The following is an 18282-nucleotide window of genomic DNA, read 5'->3' as shown; positions in this document are numbered from 1 at the left end:
TCTTGGTGTTTTCATACTTATTTCAAATTTAAGGATTTTGAAAACACTCTCTTATTTTTTGTCTAAATCAGTCCACTTTTTGCTGACGATTTACACAAGATTAAAAAAACAGAAAATGAACTCAAAACTATTAAAACTTAAAACTATTGGGAGTACTGAAAAATTAGTCCTAATGCTTATACTAGACTACCCTCCTATTGCTTTATTCAATCTAAGAGCTGGAGATATAGCAAAAGAACTTGGAACGACCAGAAAAATTATACTTAAAACAATATCCAATCTAGTTGAAGTCGGATATATCAAAACCAAGGTTGTTTCTTCATGTTATTCAAGAACAACTACTTTAACTCCTGAATTTCTGAAGTTGATAAATAATGAAGAATAAGAATCGAGTAGAGATGTAAATCAAATTCAATACAACCTTTGACTATTTGGTAAAAGGCTTCAATGTTTTATACTTATAGAATGAGGTCAATGTCTTATATTAGCTTATTTACAGAAATATTGAGTGATTTTTAATTTGTTAAAAATAAATAAAGTGCTAATTGTAAATTTGTTACATATTTTTAAATTATCATTACTTGTTTAAATTATCCCACGAAGCAATGCGAGATGGGTTTTCATTTTAAGGTGTTTTTTATGCGAAGATATTCTGTTTTTAACATAATATCCCGTCAATTATCATATTTTTCAATATTAAATTATTATTTTTGATATTGATTATAAAAAAATTCCTAACTTAAATCACACAAAATGAAAGCATTAAAGACATTATTTTTCGTAATCTTCCTTTCTTTGATTGCAAATTCAGCAAATGCGCAAAGTTGGGGTATTCGTGCCGGAGCCAATTTTTCTACCTTGTCCAATAGCGATGCCAAAAGTCAAACTGGATATTATGGCGGTGTATACAGGCAATTCGGAATCGTAAAAGATTTTCTATACATTCAACCAGAACTACAATTCTCCAAACAAGGTTTTGACACCGATTTATCGACCGTTGATTTAAACTATATTCATCTTCCTATTGTTGCCAGAGTATATGTATTGAAACTTTTAAGTTTTGAAACCGGGCCTCAATTTGGTTTTTTGGTAAGTGATAATGCAGACAACTTTGATTTCAATTCAGTGGATACTTCTTGGGACTTTGGAATGTCCATTAATTTACCGTTTAGACTATCTATTGACGCACGTTACATTACCAGTTTAAATGAATTAATTGAAGGTAGAGATTCTAAAAGTCAAGTGATTCAAGTAGGTGCCAGTTTCAGATTTTGATCGAAAACAAATTCAATTTGAATAATCCAAAAAAAACTCCGAAATCTTCTGAATTCGGAGTTTTTTTTATGACAGTTGTTTTAGAATCTGCTTATCGTAAACATAAACTTTGACCCTTTTCCAATTTCGGATTCAACAGCAATAGTTCCTTTTAAAGTTTCAACTATTTTCTTTACCGTTGCCAATCCTATTCCATTTCCATTTTCCCCAAATCGGTCTTTCGTTGATAATACTTCAAATATTTGAAAAATTCTATCAAAATGCTCTTTTGAAATACCAATCCCATTATCCTTGACCGAAACGCTATAAAAAGCTTCTTCCTCAATCACTTCAATTTGAACTTCTACAATTTCTTTGTCATTGTATTTTATGGCATTGGCAACCAAATTAATCAATATTTGTTCAATAGCCGTTTTATTGGTTAGTATCGAACTCACATTTGATTGTACCGAAATCAAACAATTATTTTTGAACGTAAAGAGATTTGAAAGTTCCTCTTTTAAAACCTGAAGATTTACTTCCGTTCTACTATTTTTCAAATTTTGATCCGATTTACTGTACTCCAGTAAACCGTCAATCATCTCTCTTAACTTGGCTGAAGAAGTTTTAATCAAATTTAGAATCTCTTGTCCATCAGCATCAATGTCAATTCCATAATTTTCAACAAAAAACTCCGTAAGTCCCGATATATTGGCCAAAGGAGATTTCAAATCATGCGCCGCTATATGGGCAAATTTTTCCAACTCAACATTCTTGCCTTCCAATTTACCCAGTGTTTTTTCCAACTCAATTTTATTCAATCGCAACTCCAACAACTTCATCGTTTGATCCGAAAGCGCTTTTAAAGACTTAATCTGGTTCTGGGTTAATTCTCTTGGCTTTTGGTCCACTACACATAAGGTTCCGATTGGCAAACCTTTTTCAGTTACTAAAGGAACACCTGCATAAAAAACAACTTTTAGTTCTCCCGTAACGGCTGGATTATCGAAAAAACGTTCATCCTCCCTGCTATCTGGAACAATAAAAATATCATTGGACAAATTTATGGCATGTCCACAAAAAGTATAATCCCTGTCTATTTCATAAGCCTCTATTCCTACACGGGACTTATACCATTGCCTTTTTTCATCTATAAAAGTAACAAGTGAAATTGGAGTATCACAGATTTCGGCGGCCAATATCGCCAAATTATCAAAATCTGCTTCAGGAAGAGTATCCAAAATACAATACGATTCCAACGATTTTAGTCTTTCTTCTTCGTGCTTATGCTTTTCAGGTTTAATCATGCTTTAATTCAATTTTATTAAGCAAAACTAACTTTTTTTTCAGACCTAAACCTCACTTCTTACCCTTTCAAGCTAATTTTAAATTTCTCTTAATTAATTATCTCATTTTCTAATTTCCAAACAAAAAACTATCTTCGCTTCAACAAATAAAAATTCGTTTTTAATCTGCGTTTTTGCTTAAGCAAATCCGTTTTATCCGTGTCCAATAAACTGTATGCAGCAAAACCTACTGGAAACTTCAATCGAATACCTCAAAGGTGTTGGTCCCAACCGAGGCACTTTGCTTCGCAAGGAATTGGGAATTCACAAGTACGGACATTTGCTCAATTTTTTCCCCAATCGATACATCGACAGAACCCGTTATTACAAAATTAACGAGTTACAAAACAATGTTGCCGAAGTCCAAATCATCGGTAAAATCATCAACGTCAAAACCGTTGAATTTGGCAAAAACCAGAAACGATTGGTAGCTACATTCGTGGACGATACGGGTCAAATGGAACTCGTTTGGTTTCAAGGCCACAAATGGATTCGGGAGAGTTTGAAATTGAATGAAATGTGCGTGATTTTCGGGAAATGCACTTCTTTCGGAAACACTTTCAATATGGCGCATCCCGAAATCGAGTTGATGACGGAACACGAACAAAGTCTGCGCTCGGCAATGCAACCCGTTTATCCATCGACGGAAACCTTGGCAAATCGAGGGATTTCCAACCGTGTCATCAATAAAATGATGCAGCAATTGTTCTTGGAAACGCAAGCCAAATTCTCTGAAACACTGCCCGATTATTTGATTTCCGAATTAAACCTGATTCCGAAAAATGCGGCTTTGTTCAACATCCATTTTCCAAAAAGTGCCGAAGCCTTGGCGAAAGCACAATTCCGATTGAAATTCGAGGAATTGTTCTATATCCAATTGCAATTAATTACCAAAAACCTGATTCGGAAGCATAAAATCAAAGGACATCCGTTCACGAAAGTGGGAGAATATTTCAATGATTTTTATAAAAACCACCTGCCTTTTGAATTGACCAATGCCCAAAAAAGAGTCATCAAGGAAATCCGAATCGATATGGGAAGCAACGCCCAAATGAACCGATTGTTGCAAGGTGACGTGGGTTCCGGGAAAACAATCGTGGCCTTGATGAGTATGCTCATTGCATTGGACAACGGCTTTCAATCTTGCTTGATGGCACCAACTGAAATCTTGGCAAACCAACATTTTAACGGCTTAACAGAATTGGCCAAAGAATTGAATATCAACATAAAAATACTGACAGGTTCAACCAAAACTGCAACTCGAAAAATCATCCACGAAGAGCTCGAAAACGGTAGTTTGCACATCCTGATTGGCACGCACGCCTTATTGGAAGACAAAGTAAAATTTCAAAACTTGGGCTTGGCCGTGATTGACGAACAGCATCGTTTTGGAGTGGAACAACGTTCGAAATTGTGGAAGAAATCCACCCCTAACCCCTCCATTGGAGGGGAACAAATTCCGCCACACATTTTGGTGATGACCGCCACACCCATTCCACGAACTTTGGCAATGAGTTTGTATGGTGACTTGGATATTTCAGTTATTGACGAATTGCCGCCGGGACGAAAACCCATCCAGACCGTACATAGATTTGACAGCAATCGCTTGAAAGTCTGGAAATTCATTCGGGACGAAATTGCCATTGGCAGACAAATTTATATCGTCTATCCGCTAATTGAAGAATCGAAAACCATGGATTTCAAGGATTTGATGGACGGTTATGAAAGCATTTCCCGGGATTTTCCATTGCCGCAATATGCCATTTCCATCCTTCACGGAAAAATGAAACCCGCCGACAAGGATGCCGAAATGAAACGCTTTGCCGAAGGAAAAACCAATATTATGGTTGCCACAACCGTGATTGAAGTAGGCGTGAACATTCCCAACGCCAGTGTAATGATTATCGAAAGTGCCGAACGTTTTGGATTGTCGCAACTGCATCAGCTTCGGGGTCGTGTGGGACGTGGCGCGGAACAAAGTTATTGCATCCTGATGACGAGCCACAAACTGAGCGCCGACAGTAAAACCCGAATGGAAACAATGACAGGAACCAATGACGGTTTCGAAATTGCCGAAGTCGATCTCAAACTTCGTGGTCCTGGAGATTTGATGGGAACCCAACAAAGTGGCGTCCTCAATTTACAGATTGCCGATATTGTTCGCGACAGGGATATTTTGCAATTGGCACGCAATTATGCCTTGAAAATTTTAAAGGATGATGCACCCATACAAAAACCTGAAAATACAATCTTAAGAGCGACTTACATCGAATTGACCAAGAAGAAAAACATCTGGAATTACATCAGTTAAACCAATCGAATTATTTTTTTTTTGATTTTATTTTGTAATTTTACTAGTGTAAACTTTAAACATTTATTCAGATGTTTGAAAAACCAACTTTTACAAAATGTGCCGAAGAAGATCGGAATTTTATTCTGTTAAAAGAAAGTATCAAAGAACGATTGAATACCGACAATAAAGATTATCAAAACCAAATTAAAGTTTTTTTACTTCCTTTTTTCTATTTTCTTTTTTGGTTAGCCGCAATGCAGTATAGGTCTATACCGCTGCTTTATTATGTATTTTATGGTTTGATTGGAATAGCGACCACTTTGATTTTTGCAAACCTTATTCACGAAGCTTGCCATCAAACCCTGTTCAAACAGAAATGGAAAAATAAAGTCGTAATCTATTTTTTCGATTGTATTGGTGCCAATAGTTTTATTTGGATCAACAGGCACATCAGAATGCATCACAATTATCCAAACATCATTGGCTGGGATACCGATATTGAGCAAGGTGGCCCCATAAAACTCTTCCCGTCAGACAAACATTCAACGATTCAAAAATACCAACATTATTGGGCTTTTTTCCTTTATCCTTTTTTCTTTATAAACTGGGTATTACTAAGGGATTTCAAGGATTTTTACATCTCTGGTAGATACATTAAAAAAGTGATCAAAATTCCTTTAATAGAGCATTTTAAATTATGGTTCTTCAAATCGTTGTTTATTTCTTTCATCTTGATTATTCCGATTTTAGTTTTCAAAGTTGGTGTTGCCCAAGCCTTATTGGGATTTTTGACCCAAATGATTATTGGGAGTTTGTTTGGAATGGTGATATTACTTCCAACACATGCCAATGTGGGCAATGAATTTCCCATTCCTGACAGCAATTCTAAACTTCAAACCTCTTGGATACGACACCAATTTAATACGGTAAATGATGTCAGTGGTCAAAATTTCATAACAAAACATCTAATGAATAATTTCAATTATCATTTGGCACACCATTTATTTCCGAACATAAGCTCTATTTATGCCGATCAACTCACGGAAATTATTAAAGATTTTGCCAAAGAGCATCAATATCCTTATAAAAGTTACTCCCTACTGAAAGGCATTCAACTTCATTATCAACTGATAAAAAGAAATGCCATCGAGCCACAAAGTTTTTTTGAAGAAACGATGTGATTTATATTCAAACCTTTAAGTTTTTTTTCATTTGGTTTTAAACCATTTCATTTATTCTCGGTCTAAAAAGTGTACGTTTTTTGGAATATTAAAATTCGAATTTAAATTGTTAAATATTCAACAAAACGCTCTTCATTCAAAATTCTAAACATTAAATTTGTCTTCTAACAAAAATATTAAGGAGTCTAATCTCACTTTTTAAAATAAACCATGAAATTAAAACATATTATTTACACCCTATTAATCATAGGATTTGGTTCTTTTATCGGATATAGAATTACTTCAAATAAAAGCAAGAATGATGATTCCAAAGGCAAAGACGGAAAAGGCAAAAAAATGACCGTTAGTGGCATCGTAGTCAAGACCCAGACTTTCGACAACATTCTTTCACTTTCCGGTTCCATTGAAGCCAACGAACAGGTGGAAATTCGTTCCGAGATTTCAGGAATTGTGGAAGGCATTTATTTTAAGGAAGGAAGTAATGTCAGCAAAGGACAATTGCTTTTCAAAGTAAATGATGTCGAATTGAGAGCCCAATTGCAGCAAGCAAAAACCAAACAAGGATTGGCATCCGAAAACGAAAGACGTGCCAAACTTTTACTCGCAAAAGAAGCCATCAGCCAAGAAGAATATGATGTGGCCAGAGCCGATTTTAAATTGGCACAATCCCAAGTTCAACTAATTGACGCACAAATTGCCAAAACTTCAGTCAAAGCGCCGTTTTCCGGAAAGATAGGATTGCGTTCCATTTCGCCTGGAACCTACATCACTCCTAGCCTTCTGGTTGCAAAATTGGTCAATATCAGCAATTTGAAAATCACGTTTTCCATTCCTGAAAAATATGCCAATCAGGTAAAACCCAATTCCAATTTAAGTTTCACGATTGCCGGTTCAACCGAAAAATACCTCGCCAAAGTATATGCCATTGAGCCCGAAGTTGAAATCTCGACCAGAACATTGCAAGTTCGTGCCCTTGCCGAAAATAGGGATGGGAAATTATTGCCGGGTACTTTTGCCAACGTGGAATTACCATTGGACATTATCAAAGATGCCATAGTGATACCTTCGGAAGCGATTATTCCGGTACAAGACGGAAAAAAAGTTTTAATTTCATACAACGGTAAAGTCAAAGAAATCATGGTGGAAACTGCCACCAGAACAGACGCTTCCATTTTGGTTCTTTCAGGTTTGAAAGCCGGCGACACACTTTTGACAACGGGTGTGATGTCTTTGAAAGAAGATGATGGCGTAAAAGTTAAAGTGAAATAGATTACAGATTTCAGGTGTCAGTAGGAAGCAAATCATAAAATCAGAAATCTGCAATCAAGAATCAAAAATCTAAAATCTCAATGAGTTTATCCACCATAAGCATAAAAAGACCCGTACTGACCATCGTTCTCAACCTGACCATCGTTTTGTTTGGAATAATTGGATATACTTTTCTGGGCGTTAGAGAATTTCCTTCGATAGATCCTGCCCAAATCTCGATTCGAACCAGTTATACCGGTGCCAATTCTGATATTATTGAATCCCAAATCACGGAACCCATCGAAAAAGCGATTAATTCAATCGACGGAATTCGAAACGTGACCTCTTCGAGCACCCAAGGGAACAGCAACATCACGGTCGAATTCAATTTGAACAAAAATCTGGAAGAAGCAGCCAATGATGTTCGTGACAAAGTCTCCCAGGCGGCACGAAATCTACCCAAAGATATTGACTCGCCTCCAGTGGTTTCCAAAGCTGATGCCAATAGTGACGCCATTATTTCGATGACCGTGCAAAGTGATTCTCGAAATGAATTGGAACTAAGCGATTATGCCGAAAACGTAATTTCACAACGCCTCGAAACCATTCCTGGCGTGAGTGGTGTTCAAATTTGGGGACAAAAAAAATACGCCATGCGTTTGTGGATTGACCCCGTAAAACTAGCTTCCTACGGTTGTACGGTTTCTGAAGTCAGGGATGCACTGAACAAACAAAACGTTGAATTGCCGTCGGGAAAATTAACCGGTGATTCCACGGAATTAACGGTAAAAACCGTTGGAAATCTATCCACTCCGGAAGAATTCAACAATATTATTATTCGCACTGATGGCGAAAAAATAGTTCGTTTGAGCGATATAGGCTCTGCTTCTCTTGGATCTGAAAATTTGGAAACCAAGATGAGCCAATCCGGTTTGCCGTTGGTTGGTGTTGCCATTGTGCCGCTTCCTGGAGCCAATTATTTAGATATTTCAAAGGAATTTTACAAAACACTTGAGTCTTTAAAAAAGGATTTACCCAAAGACATCAAACTAAACGTTGCCATTGACAGTACACTTTTTGTAAAAAAATCAGTTCTCGAAGTGGCGGAAACATTGGCAATTTCGTTGGTTTTGGTAATCTTGATCATCTTTTTGTTTTTCAGGGACTGGGCCATTGCTTTCCGACCTTTAATTGACATTCCCGTTTCCTTGATTGCGACATTCTTCATTATGTGGCTGTTTGGTTTTTCGATAAACGTGTTGACTTTGCTCGCCATTGTTCTCGCAACAGGATTGGTTGTCGATGATGGAATCGTGGTTACCGAAAATATTTTCAAAAAAGTGGAAGAAGGAATGTCGCCTATAGAAGCAGCAATCAAAGGTTCTAATGAAATCTTTTTTGCAGTAATATCCATTTCCATAACCTTGGCAGCGGTATTTTTACCGGTAATTTTTCTTGAAGGATTTGTCGGGCGATTGTTCAGGGAATTTGGCGTCGTCATTGGTGCTGCCGTCTTAATTTCGGCTTTTGTTTCCTTGACGTTGACACCTATGTTGAATGCCTATTTAATGAAGGGTGGCGAACAGAAAAAATCCAAATTTTATATTGCGACCGAACCCTATTTTGAAAAATTGAACAGCAACTATGCAGATACTCTTGGCCGTTTCATGAAAATAAAATGGTTGAGTTTTCCCATATTGATTTTCTGTTTTGGATTGATTGCCTTGTTTTTTAGTTTACTCCCAAAAGAAACCGCGCCCTATGATGATCGAAGTTCTTTAACGATGAGCGTAACCACGGCCGAAGGCTCATCCTACGAATATACCGATCGATTTATGCAGGAAATCTCCAGATTGATTGATGATTCCATTCCGGAGAAAAAAGTGAGTTTGATAATCACTTCTCCCGGTTTCATTTCTGCAGCTTCAAACAGTGGAAGAGTTAGAATTGCATTGGCAGATCCAAGCGAAAGAAAAAGAACCCAAAAAGAAATAGCCGAGAAATTAACCAAATGGACCAAGAAATATCCGGAAGCCAAAACATCGGTGACGGAACAAGCCACAATTGCGGTTAATAAACGAGGGGGTATGCCTATTCAGTACATCATTCAGGCTCCAAATTTTGAGAAATTACGAGAAAAAATTCCTTTGTTTATGGACGAAGTGTCAAATAACGAAACTTTTTCCAACTCCGACGTGAATCTAAAATTCAACAAGCCCGAAATCAATGTTTCCATCGACCGGGAAAAAGCCGAAAGTTTGGGAATATCGGTAATCGACATTGCACAAACCCTGCAACTTTCGTTAAGCGGCCAGCGTTTTGGTTATTTTATGCGAAACGGTAAACAATACCAAGTCATTGGACAATTTGACCAAAAAGATCGCTCTAAACCCTTGGATTTAACTTCCATGTTTGTCAAAAACAACAAAGGCGAATTGATTCAAATGGACAATGTCGTGACCATCGAAGAAAAAAGCAATCCACCACAATTGTATCACAACAACCGCTATATGTCGGCAACGGTATCTGCGGGACTTGCTCCTGGCAAAAGTATCAGCGACGGCATTGATGCCATGGACGAGATAAAAACCAAAGTGTTGGACGATACTTTTACCACTGATTTGGGTGGGGAATCCCGAGATTTTGTCGAAAGTAGTTCGAATACTTCCTTTGCATTTGGACTGGCTTTGTTGCTGATATTCTTGATTCTGGCGGCACAATTCGAAAGTTTTATCGACCCGTTCATTATTATTCTGACCGTGCCAATGGCCGTAGCAGGAGCGTTGTTTTCCTTGTGGTTATTTGGTCAAACCTGGAATATTTTCAGCCAGATTGGTACGGTGATGCTCATTGGTTTGGTAACCAAAAACGGAATCTTGATTGTGGAATTTGCCAACCAATTGCGAGAGCAGGGAAAACCAAAATTGGAAGCCATCCTGGAAGCTTCGGAAGCACGACTTCGACCAATATTAATGACCAGTTTGGCCATTTCATTGGGAGCCTTGCCAATTGCTTTGTCCCTTGGCGCTGCTTCGACCAGTAGAATGGGAATGGGTGTTGTCATCGTTGGAGGAACTATTTTCTCTTTGGTTTTAACCTTGTTTGTAATTCCTGCTTTGTATTTAATGTGGTCAAAAGCCAGAAAACACTGTCCTGAATTTGATCATATCGAGGAATATGAAACCAGCATAAAAAAATAATTTTCTTCCAATGAAAAAAAAGCTGGTTCCTGACGACCTTATGCAAAATAATTTCACCGGAAGAAAAAGAAAGTAAATAATTTATTAGCCACAAATTCACGAATTTAATTCTATATAATTCGTGAATTCGTGGCAAAAGAAAAACAAAATATGAATACTAAAATTCTATTCCGCAGTTTAATACTTTTCCTCTTTTGCATTGTAAAAATGAATGCCCAAGAAGTTTTGACTATCGAAAATGCATTGAAAATAGCATTGGAAAACAATTTTGAAATAAAAATGGCTTCCAATAATTTGACTATTGACAAAACCAATGTAGCCTCTGGAAATGCGGGAATGTTGCCCAAAGTCACCGCAACATTGACCGATGCCAACAGCATTCAAAACAGTTCGCAAACGCGACAAGACGGAACAGTTACCGCTCTCGACAATGCCAAAAATAACAGTTTAAATTATGGAGTTGGACTGGATTGGACAGTTTTTGACGGTTTCAAAATGTTTGCCAAACTGGATCAATTAAAAGAATTGCAAAAATTGGGTGAAGCCCAATTAAAACGCACCATAATATTAAAAATCAGTGCCGTGAACGCGGTTTATTTTGATTTGGTCCAACAGCAGCAACAATTGGCGGCTTTAGACACCACCATCGTGATTTCGACACAGCGATTGACTTTGGCACAAAATCGTTTCAACATCGGGAAAGCTTCCAAGTTGGAAGTCTTGAATGCCCAAGTGGATTTAAACACGGACAAAGTGGCTCTTTTGAGACAAAAAGAATCCTATGCCAACCGAAAAATAGCCTTGAATCAAATTTTGGCGAGAGATTCCAAAGTCGATTTTAAAGTGGTGGACGAAGTTACCGTTGACGACAAATTAATACTGGCGGAATTAATTGCCTTGGCGGAAAAACAAAACCCACAATTGGAATCTGAAATCATCAATAAAAGGGTTTCCGAATTAGAATTGAAACAAATCAAAGGGGAACGTTATCCAACCATCAACTTGAATACGGGTTATAACTTTGCCGATAGCCAATCCAGTCTTGGTTTCACTTCGCAATCATCGTCTCACGGACTCAGTTATGGAGTCAGGGCTTCCTTGAATGTTTTTGATGGATTCGCCCAAAACCGAAACGAGAAAATTGCCAAAATTCAAATTGAAAATTCCAAAATTGCCATCGAACAACAAAGTCTTTTGCTCAATTCCGAATTGACCGTGGCTTTTCAAACCTATTTGACCAACTTGGAATTGATTCAATTGGAAGAAACGAACGAAGCCATAGCTAAACAAAATCTAAGCATCACTGTGGACAAATTCCGCATTGGAACCATAACTACCATAGAATTCAGGGCTGCACAATTGAATTACATCAATGCAAAAGTACGTTTTAGCAACGCTCAATTTCAAGCCAAATTATCTGAAATTGCCTTGAAAGAATTAGCAGGAAATATGACTTTTTAGTTTATTTTTGCTCAAAAAATTACTCGATGACTTCATATAACCCAAAAGAATGGATTGGTTTTATTTTTAGTGTAAGTAAAGCAGATACTTTTCAAAAATTAATTCCAATGATGCTTATTATTGGAGGCTATTCTGGAATTATTGGATATTTGGAAATTGAATATTGGGATTTACCCGATGACAGTCACATCAAGAACATCTCTGTCATGCACAGTTTGTTGGGTTTCGTAATTTCATTGTTGTTGGCTTACAGAACCAATACGGCCTATGATCGCTGGTGGGAAGGGCGAAGAATGTGGGGAGGCTTGGTCAACAGTAGCCGAAATTTATCCATTAAATTATCCGTGATTTTAAAAGACGAAAGTGATCGCGTTTATTTCAGGAAAATGATTCCGGGTTATGCATCAATCTTGCAGAAACATTTGAACGACAGCGATACGGCAAAACAGTTATTTGACGATGTTGATTTGGATATTGACCATCACAAACACAGGCCCAACCAAGTTGCCAAAATACTATTTCAAAAAGTGAATGATTTATATGCTTCGAAAAAAATTACGGGTGACCAACTTATTATCCTTAACAGCGAACTACAATCCTTTACCGATATTTGCGGTGCTTGCGAACGAATCAAAAATACTCCCATTCCCTACTCTTACAGTGCATTTATCAAGAAATTCATTTTTATTTACGTACTCACGTTGCCTTTTGCCTATGTGTTTATTTTGGGCTATTTCGTAATTCCCGTGGTGGTTTTTATCTTCTATGTATTGGCGAGTCTGGAATTAATCGCCGAAGAAATCGAAGATCCTTTTGGAACCGACGACAATGATTTGCCAACAAAAAAAATAGCGGAAAACATCAAAAAACACGTCGAGGAATTGATTTGATTATTTGGTTCTATTTGAATGTTGTGAACATTCTTTTTCTTTAACCATTAAGAAAATTAAGGTTCATTAAGTTCCGATACCAAAAATCTTAATCTTCTTAATTTTCTTAATGGTTTACATGTTTCGTCTTTTAAACAAAAGCTTGTAAAATTTTTTTTTGATAACTGAAATGTTTATGACAATTCCAAATTCCTTTCACGACGACTTGAAAACAGCCAAAGAATTGGTTTATGACCAATGCAATTTTGTCTTGAAAAATCCACAATTGAATTCCGAAAGCATTGAATACGGTGCTTGTTCCTTCGAACTTGATGGAAGGAAAATTCAATACAGGGTTTCCAAAATTACTCCCACAAAAAACGGCCAATTTGTAACGATTTGGAAAAGAAACCAAGATGGAATAACCGAACCTTTTGATGTAAATGACGAAATAGATTTTATCATTGTTTCTTCCAGAAATGGTGACCATTTTGGACAATTTATTTTCCCTACAACCGCTCTGGCCGACAAAGGAATTATAACACAAAACGGTAAATCAGGAAAACGGGGCATTCGTGTTTATCCTCCTTGGGATATTCCCCAAAACAAGCAAGCCGAAAAAACCCAAAGCTGGCAACTAAACTTTTTCTTGACCATCAAGATGGATGGTTCAACCAACCTTGGTTTGGCAAAAAGATTATTGGCAGCAAACAACTAGAATTACCCATTTGAATATGTAAATTCTATTCAAAAAACCAAATAAATTGTTTCTTACTCCAAACTGCAATCCTTATATTTGCATTCTCATTAAAATTCTCAAATGAAAATATCTTACAACTGGTTAAAACAATTCATAAAAATAGACTGGAAATCCGATGAAACTGCGGCATTATTGACAGACTTGGGTCTGGAAGTGGAAGTGGTGGAAAAATACCAATCGGTAAAAGGCGGCTTGGAAGGCATTGTTGTAGGCCACGTTCTTACTTGTGTTCCGCATCCTGATGCCGATCGTTTGAAAGTAACCACGGTTGATTTAGGCAATGGTGTTCCCGTTCAAATTGTTTGTGGTGCAGCCAATGTTGCCGCAGGACAAAAAGTACCCGTTGCCACTATTGGAACCACATTATACGACAAAGAAGGTGTTGCTTTTCAAATCAAAAAAGGAAAAATTCGCGGACAAGAAAGTCACGGAATGATTTGTGCCGAAGACGAATTGGGTCTTGGCGAAAGTCACGACGGAATTATGGTACTTGACAATTCCATAGCAGCGGGAACTTCTGCTGCAACAGTTTTCAAAATTGAAAATGACGAAGTATTCGAAATTGGACTCACTCCCAATCGTGCCGATGCCATGAGCCATTTTGGAACTGCCAGGGATTTAAGAGCCGGGTTGTTGCAAACGGGTGTTAAAGTGGAACTACTTTCCCCTTCCGTGAGTAATTTTAGAGTGGACAAAAGAACCTTGAAAATAGATGTCAGTGTCGAAAAACCTCTTTTGGCTCCAAGATATTGCGGGGTTACCATTTCTGGAATTACCGTAAAACCATCACCTGCTTGGTTGCAAAACAGATTAAAATCCATTGGATTAAATCCAAAAAATAATATCGTGGATGTTACCAATTATGTTTTACACGAATTGGGTCAACCGCTTCACGCCTTTGAGGCTTCGAAAATTCACGGTAAAATAATCGTAAAAACACTTCCTGCAGGAACTAAATTCACGACCCTTGACGATATAGAGAGAAGTTTGCACGAAGAAGACTTGATGATTTGTGACGAAAAAGGGCCTTTGTGTATTGCGGGAGTTTTTGGTGGAAAAGATTCTGGAGTTACAGAAAAAACTACTTCTATTTTCTTGGAAAGTGCTTATTTCAATCCCGTGAGCATTCGAAAAAGTGCCAAAAGACACCAACTAAACACGGACGCTTCTTTCCGTTTTGAAAGAGGAATCGATCCAACCATCACGGAATATGCATTGAAACGTGCCGCCTTGTTGATTCAAGAAGTGGCCGGAGGCGAAATCACTTCCGATATTGTGGATATTTATCCAAAGAAAATTGCCGATTTCCCGGTGGTTTTGAATTTCAACAATGTAAAGAAAATCATCGGTCAAGAATTGCCGAAAGAAATCATCAAAAACATCTTGGCTTCCTTGGAAATCAAGGTAAACAGCGTTTCTGATGCCGGATTAGGATTGACCATTCCTGCTTATCGCGTGGACGTACAAAGAGAAATCGACGTTATCGAGGAAATTCTACGAGTGTACGGTTACAACAACATCAAATTTTCGGACAAATTGAATGCCACGGTTTCCAATGCTCCGAGAACGGAAGATTACAAAGTGCAAAACGTTATCGCAACACAATTGAATTCACAAGGTTTTCATGAAATGATGGCCAATTCCTTGACGACTTCTACCTACGTGCAATTGTCGGAAATGCTGAAAGAGGAACACAACGTAATGATGTTGAATCCATTGAGCAATGATTTGGCAGCGATGCGTCAATCGTTGTTGTTTTCTGGTTTGGAAGCGATTTCGTATAACATCAATCGCAGAAATTCGGATTTGAAATTGTTCGAATTTGGAAAAACCTACCACAAGTTTCCATCGGGTTACGAAGAACACAAGCATTTGACGATGTTCATCACCGGAAACAGAAATCAGGAAAACTGGACCAGTGCACAGAAACCAACCGACTTCTTCTTGTTCAAAGGTTATGTTGATGCCGTGCTTTCGAGGTTGGGAATTCAAAAAACACAAAATCTTCCCGTGACTACCGATGTTTTCTCTGAAGGAATCGCAATAGGCCAAGGAAATGATATTCTTGTAGAATATGGTGTGGTAAAAAAATCAATTCTGAAACATTTCGATATCAAGCAAGAAGTTTTGTTCGCCGATTTCAACTGGGCTTTGATCTTGAAACTACTTTCCAATAAAATCAAGTTTGTCGAAATTCCTAAATATCCAGAAGTTCGCAGAGATTTGTCTTTATTGTTGGATGACAACATATCTTTTGACGCTGTTTACAATCTTGCCAGACAAACCGAAAAATCATTATTGAAAGACATTAGTTTATTTGACGTGTACCAAGGAAAAAATCTTCCGGAAGGCAAGAAATCGTATGCGGTAAGTTTCACGATTCAAGACAACACCAAAACCTTGACCGATGTCCAAATTGACAAGATTATGGGCAAATTACAAAAGAATCTGGAAACTGAATTAGGTGCTAGTTTGAGATAATTTTTTGAACCATATAAGTCATTTAAGTGCATGTTTAAATTGTATAAAAAATGCCAATCCTAAAATCAGGATTGGCATTTTTGTTTAAAAACAAATCTTCATATATTTTACACAGATTAGGAATCCAATTCCTAATCTGTGTAAAATAATAGCAAAAAAAGTTCAACATTGCTGCGGAGATTACTATATTACTAAATATATTTTTTGTAAACTTCTAAAATAAACAATTCCTAAAGTCACTTAAATTTGCCCTATCAAAAAAATGACCAACTTAATAAATCTTAATTTCTTAATGGTTTAAAATCAAAAAAACTTAAATTTAAAAAAAGTAAATCCAAATTTATGGCAACATCAATAACAAAAAAAGTCCCGATTGCTCGGGACTTTCTATATTCAAACGATTAAAAGATTATTTCTTTTTTTCGTTTTTTTCCATTTGGGCTTTAAGACCTGCAAGGATGTCATTGTTGTCTCCAAGAGTTGCAGCTGGTGCATTTGTAGAGGCAGCAGATGAAGTTTCAACTGCAGCTTTCACATTTTTCTCTTCTTCTTCACGGAAGATTGCAGTGTGTGAAGCAACTACTCTTTTGAATTCTTTGTTGAATTCGATTACTTTGAAATCAGCAGTTTCGCCTTTTTTCAATTTCTTACCGTCTTCTTTTTCAAGGTGACGTGTAGGAATGAAAGCAACGATATCATCACCAAATTCTACGGTAGCTCCTTTGTCAACAATTTCAGAGATTTCACCTGAGTGGATAGTTCCCACTGCGAATGAATCTTCGTATTGATCCCAAGGATTGGCAGTAGTTTGTTTGTGACCTAAAGATAATTTACGTCCGTCAACATCCAATTCCAATACCACTACGTCTAATTTTTCACCAACATTTACAAATTCAGATGGGTGTTTGATTTTCTTGGTCCAAGAAAGGTCAGAGATATAAATCAATCCGTCGATTCCTTCTTCCAATTCCACGAAAATTCCAAAGTTTGTAAAGTTTCTAACGATACCTGTATGTTTAGAACCTACTGGGTACTTGGCAGTGATGTCAGTCCAAGGATCTTGAGTCAATTGTTTGATACCTAATGACATTTTACGGTCATCTCTATCCAAAGTAAGGATAACAGCCTCAACAACATCTCCAACTTTTACGAAATCTTGTGCAGAACGTAAATGAGTTGACCATGACATTTCAGAAACGTGGATCAAACCTTCAACACCTTCAGCAACTTCGATAAATGCACCGTAATCAGCGATTACAACTACTTTACCTTTTACTTTGTCTCCAATTGCCAATTTAGCGTCAAGAGCATCCCAAGGGTGAGCGTTCAATTGTTTCAATCCTAATTGGATTCTTGTTTTCTCATCATCAAAATCAAGGATAACCACGTTAAGAACTTGGTCTAATTCAAGAACTTCAGATGGGTGGTTGATTCTAGACCAAGAAAGGTCAGTAATGTGGATCAATCCGTCAACACCACCTAAGTCAATAAACACACCGTAAGAAGTGATGTTTTTAACAACACCTTCCAACACTTGTCCTTTTTGTAATTTTCCGATGATTTCTTTTTTCTGTACTTCAATATCCGCTTCGATAAGCGCTTTGTGAGATACAACAACATTTTTGAATTCGTGGTTGATTTTTACCACTTTGAATTCCATCATTTTGTTTACATATACATCGTAGTCTCTAATTGGTTTAACATCAATTTGAGAACCTGGAAGGAAAGCTTCAATTCCGAAAACGTCAACGATCATACCACCTTTAGTTCTGCATTTTACAAAACCATTAACGATTTCTCCTGTTTCGTTAGCCGAAATAACTCTATCCCATGATTTGATAGTACGTGCTTTTCTGTGAGACAATACCAATTGACCTGTTTTATCCTCACGGATGTCAATCAATACTTCTACTTTGTCACCTACTTTTAATGCTGGATTGTAACGGAATTCGTTCAATGAAATAACACCTTCCGATTTTGCGTTGATATCAACGATAACGTCTCTATCAGTGATTCTAACAACGATACCTTCTACTACTTCTTCTTGATCTGTCGCGATAAAAGTTTTTGAAACTAGGTCTTCGAATTCTTGTAAGTTTTTCTCATCTACTGCATCAATACCTTCTTCGAAGTTGTGCCAGTTAAAATTTGCTAAAAACTCTTCTTGTGATTTTAAAATTTCAGACATG

At 37.2% G+C, this 18282-nt stretch carries 12 protein-coding genes; 10 read left to right on the top strand and 2 right to left on the bottom strand.

What is annotated here, in order from left to right; all coding sequences use genetic code 11:
* The coding region (locus BUC16_RS15715) for a hypothetical protein (protein WP_211517993.1) at positions 1-385 on the top strand (385 nt) is incomplete at its 5' end.
* Positions 386-753: 368 nt separating this feature from the next.
* Entirely contained in the window at positions 754-1275 is a 522-nt protein-coding gene (locus tag BUC16_RS15710; protein ID WP_073371755.1) for a porin family protein, read from the top strand.
* Between the two features lie 80 nt (positions 1276-1355).
* Here the strand turns inward: BUC16_RS15710 and BUC16_RS15705 are convergent, their stop codons facing one another.
* Complete coding sequence (locus tag BUC16_RS15705; RefSeq protein WP_073371754.1) at positions 1356-2561, bottom strand: sensor histidine kinase; 1206 nt, start codon at positions 2559-2561, stop codon at positions 1356-1358.
* A gap of 214 nt (positions 2562-2775) precedes the next feature.
* Between BUC16_RS15705 and recG the strand changes: the two genes are divergently transcribed.
* The 8 genes from recG to pheT all read left to right on the top strand — a co-directional run bounded on the left by recG (position 2776) and on the right by pheT (position 16093).
* Positions 2776-4911, top strand: a complete 2136-nt coding sequence (recG, locus tag BUC16_RS15700) for an ATP-dependent DNA helicase RecG (RefSeq protein WP_073371753.1) — start codon at positions 2776-2778, stop codon at positions 4909-4911.
* A gap of 71 nt (positions 4912-4982) precedes the next feature.
* Positions 4983-6074 carry a fatty acid desaturase family protein gene (locus tag BUC16_RS15695; protein WP_073371752.1) on the top strand — a complete coding sequence of 364 codons (1092 nt, stop codon included), beginning with the start codon at positions 4983-4985 and terminating at the stop codon, positions 6072-6074.
* A gap of 210 nt (positions 6075-6284) precedes the next feature.
* Positions 6285-7343 (top strand): efflux RND transporter periplasmic adaptor subunit, encoded by a 1059-nt coding sequence (locus BUC16_RS15690; RefSeq protein ID WP_073371751.1) that lies wholly within the window; start codon positions 6285-6287, stop codon positions 7341-7343.
* Positions 7344-7423: 80 nt separating this feature from the next.
* Positions 7424-10522 carry an efflux RND transporter permease subunit gene (locus BUC16_RS15685; RefSeq protein WP_073371750.1) on the top strand — a complete coding sequence of 1033 codons (3099 nt, stop codon included), beginning with the start codon at positions 7424-7426 and terminating at the stop codon, positions 10520-10522.
* A 150-nt stretch (positions 10523-10672) separates the two neighbouring features.
* On the top strand, positions 10673-11983 hold the full coding sequence (locus tag BUC16_RS15680) for a TolC family protein (RefSeq protein ID WP_073371769.1): 1311 nt from the start codon (positions 10673-10675) through the stop codon (positions 11981-11983).
* A 26-nt stretch (positions 11984-12009) separates the two neighbouring features.
* Complete coding sequence (locus BUC16_RS15675; RefSeq protein WP_073371749.1) at positions 12010-12873, top strand: bestrophin family protein; 864 nt, start codon at positions 12010-12012, stop codon at positions 12871-12873.
* A 175-nt stretch (positions 12874-13048) separates the two neighbouring features.
* Positions 13049-13570: a MepB family protein gene (locus tag BUC16_RS15670; RefSeq protein WP_170860887.1), complete on the top strand. Its 522-nt coding sequence runs from the start codon at positions 13049-13051 to the stop codon at positions 13568-13570.
* Positions 13571-13672: 102 nt separating this feature from the next.
* Complete coding sequence (gene pheT / locus BUC16_RS15665; protein WP_073371747.1) at positions 13673-16093, top strand: phenylalanine--tRNA ligase subunit beta; 2421 nt, start codon at positions 13673-13675, stop codon at positions 16091-16093.
* A gap of 409 nt (positions 16094-16502) precedes the next feature.
* Here pheT and rpsA read toward each other — a convergent pair whose 3' ends face one another.
* Positions 16503-18281 (bottom strand): 30S ribosomal protein S1, encoded by a 1779-nt coding sequence (rpsA, locus tag BUC16_RS15660; RefSeq protein ID WP_073371746.1) that lies wholly within the window; start codon positions 18279-18281, stop codon positions 16503-16505.
* Position 18282: the final 1 nt, after the last annotated feature.

Source organism: Flavobacterium fluvii (genome assembly GCF_900129545.1).
Classification (GTDB): Bacteria; Bacteroidota; Bacteroidia; order Flavobacteriales; family Flavobacteriaceae; genus Flavobacterium; species Flavobacterium fluvii.
Note: the sequence above shows the minus strand (reverse complement) of the source record. Positions and strands in the feature narration are given on the sequence as shown.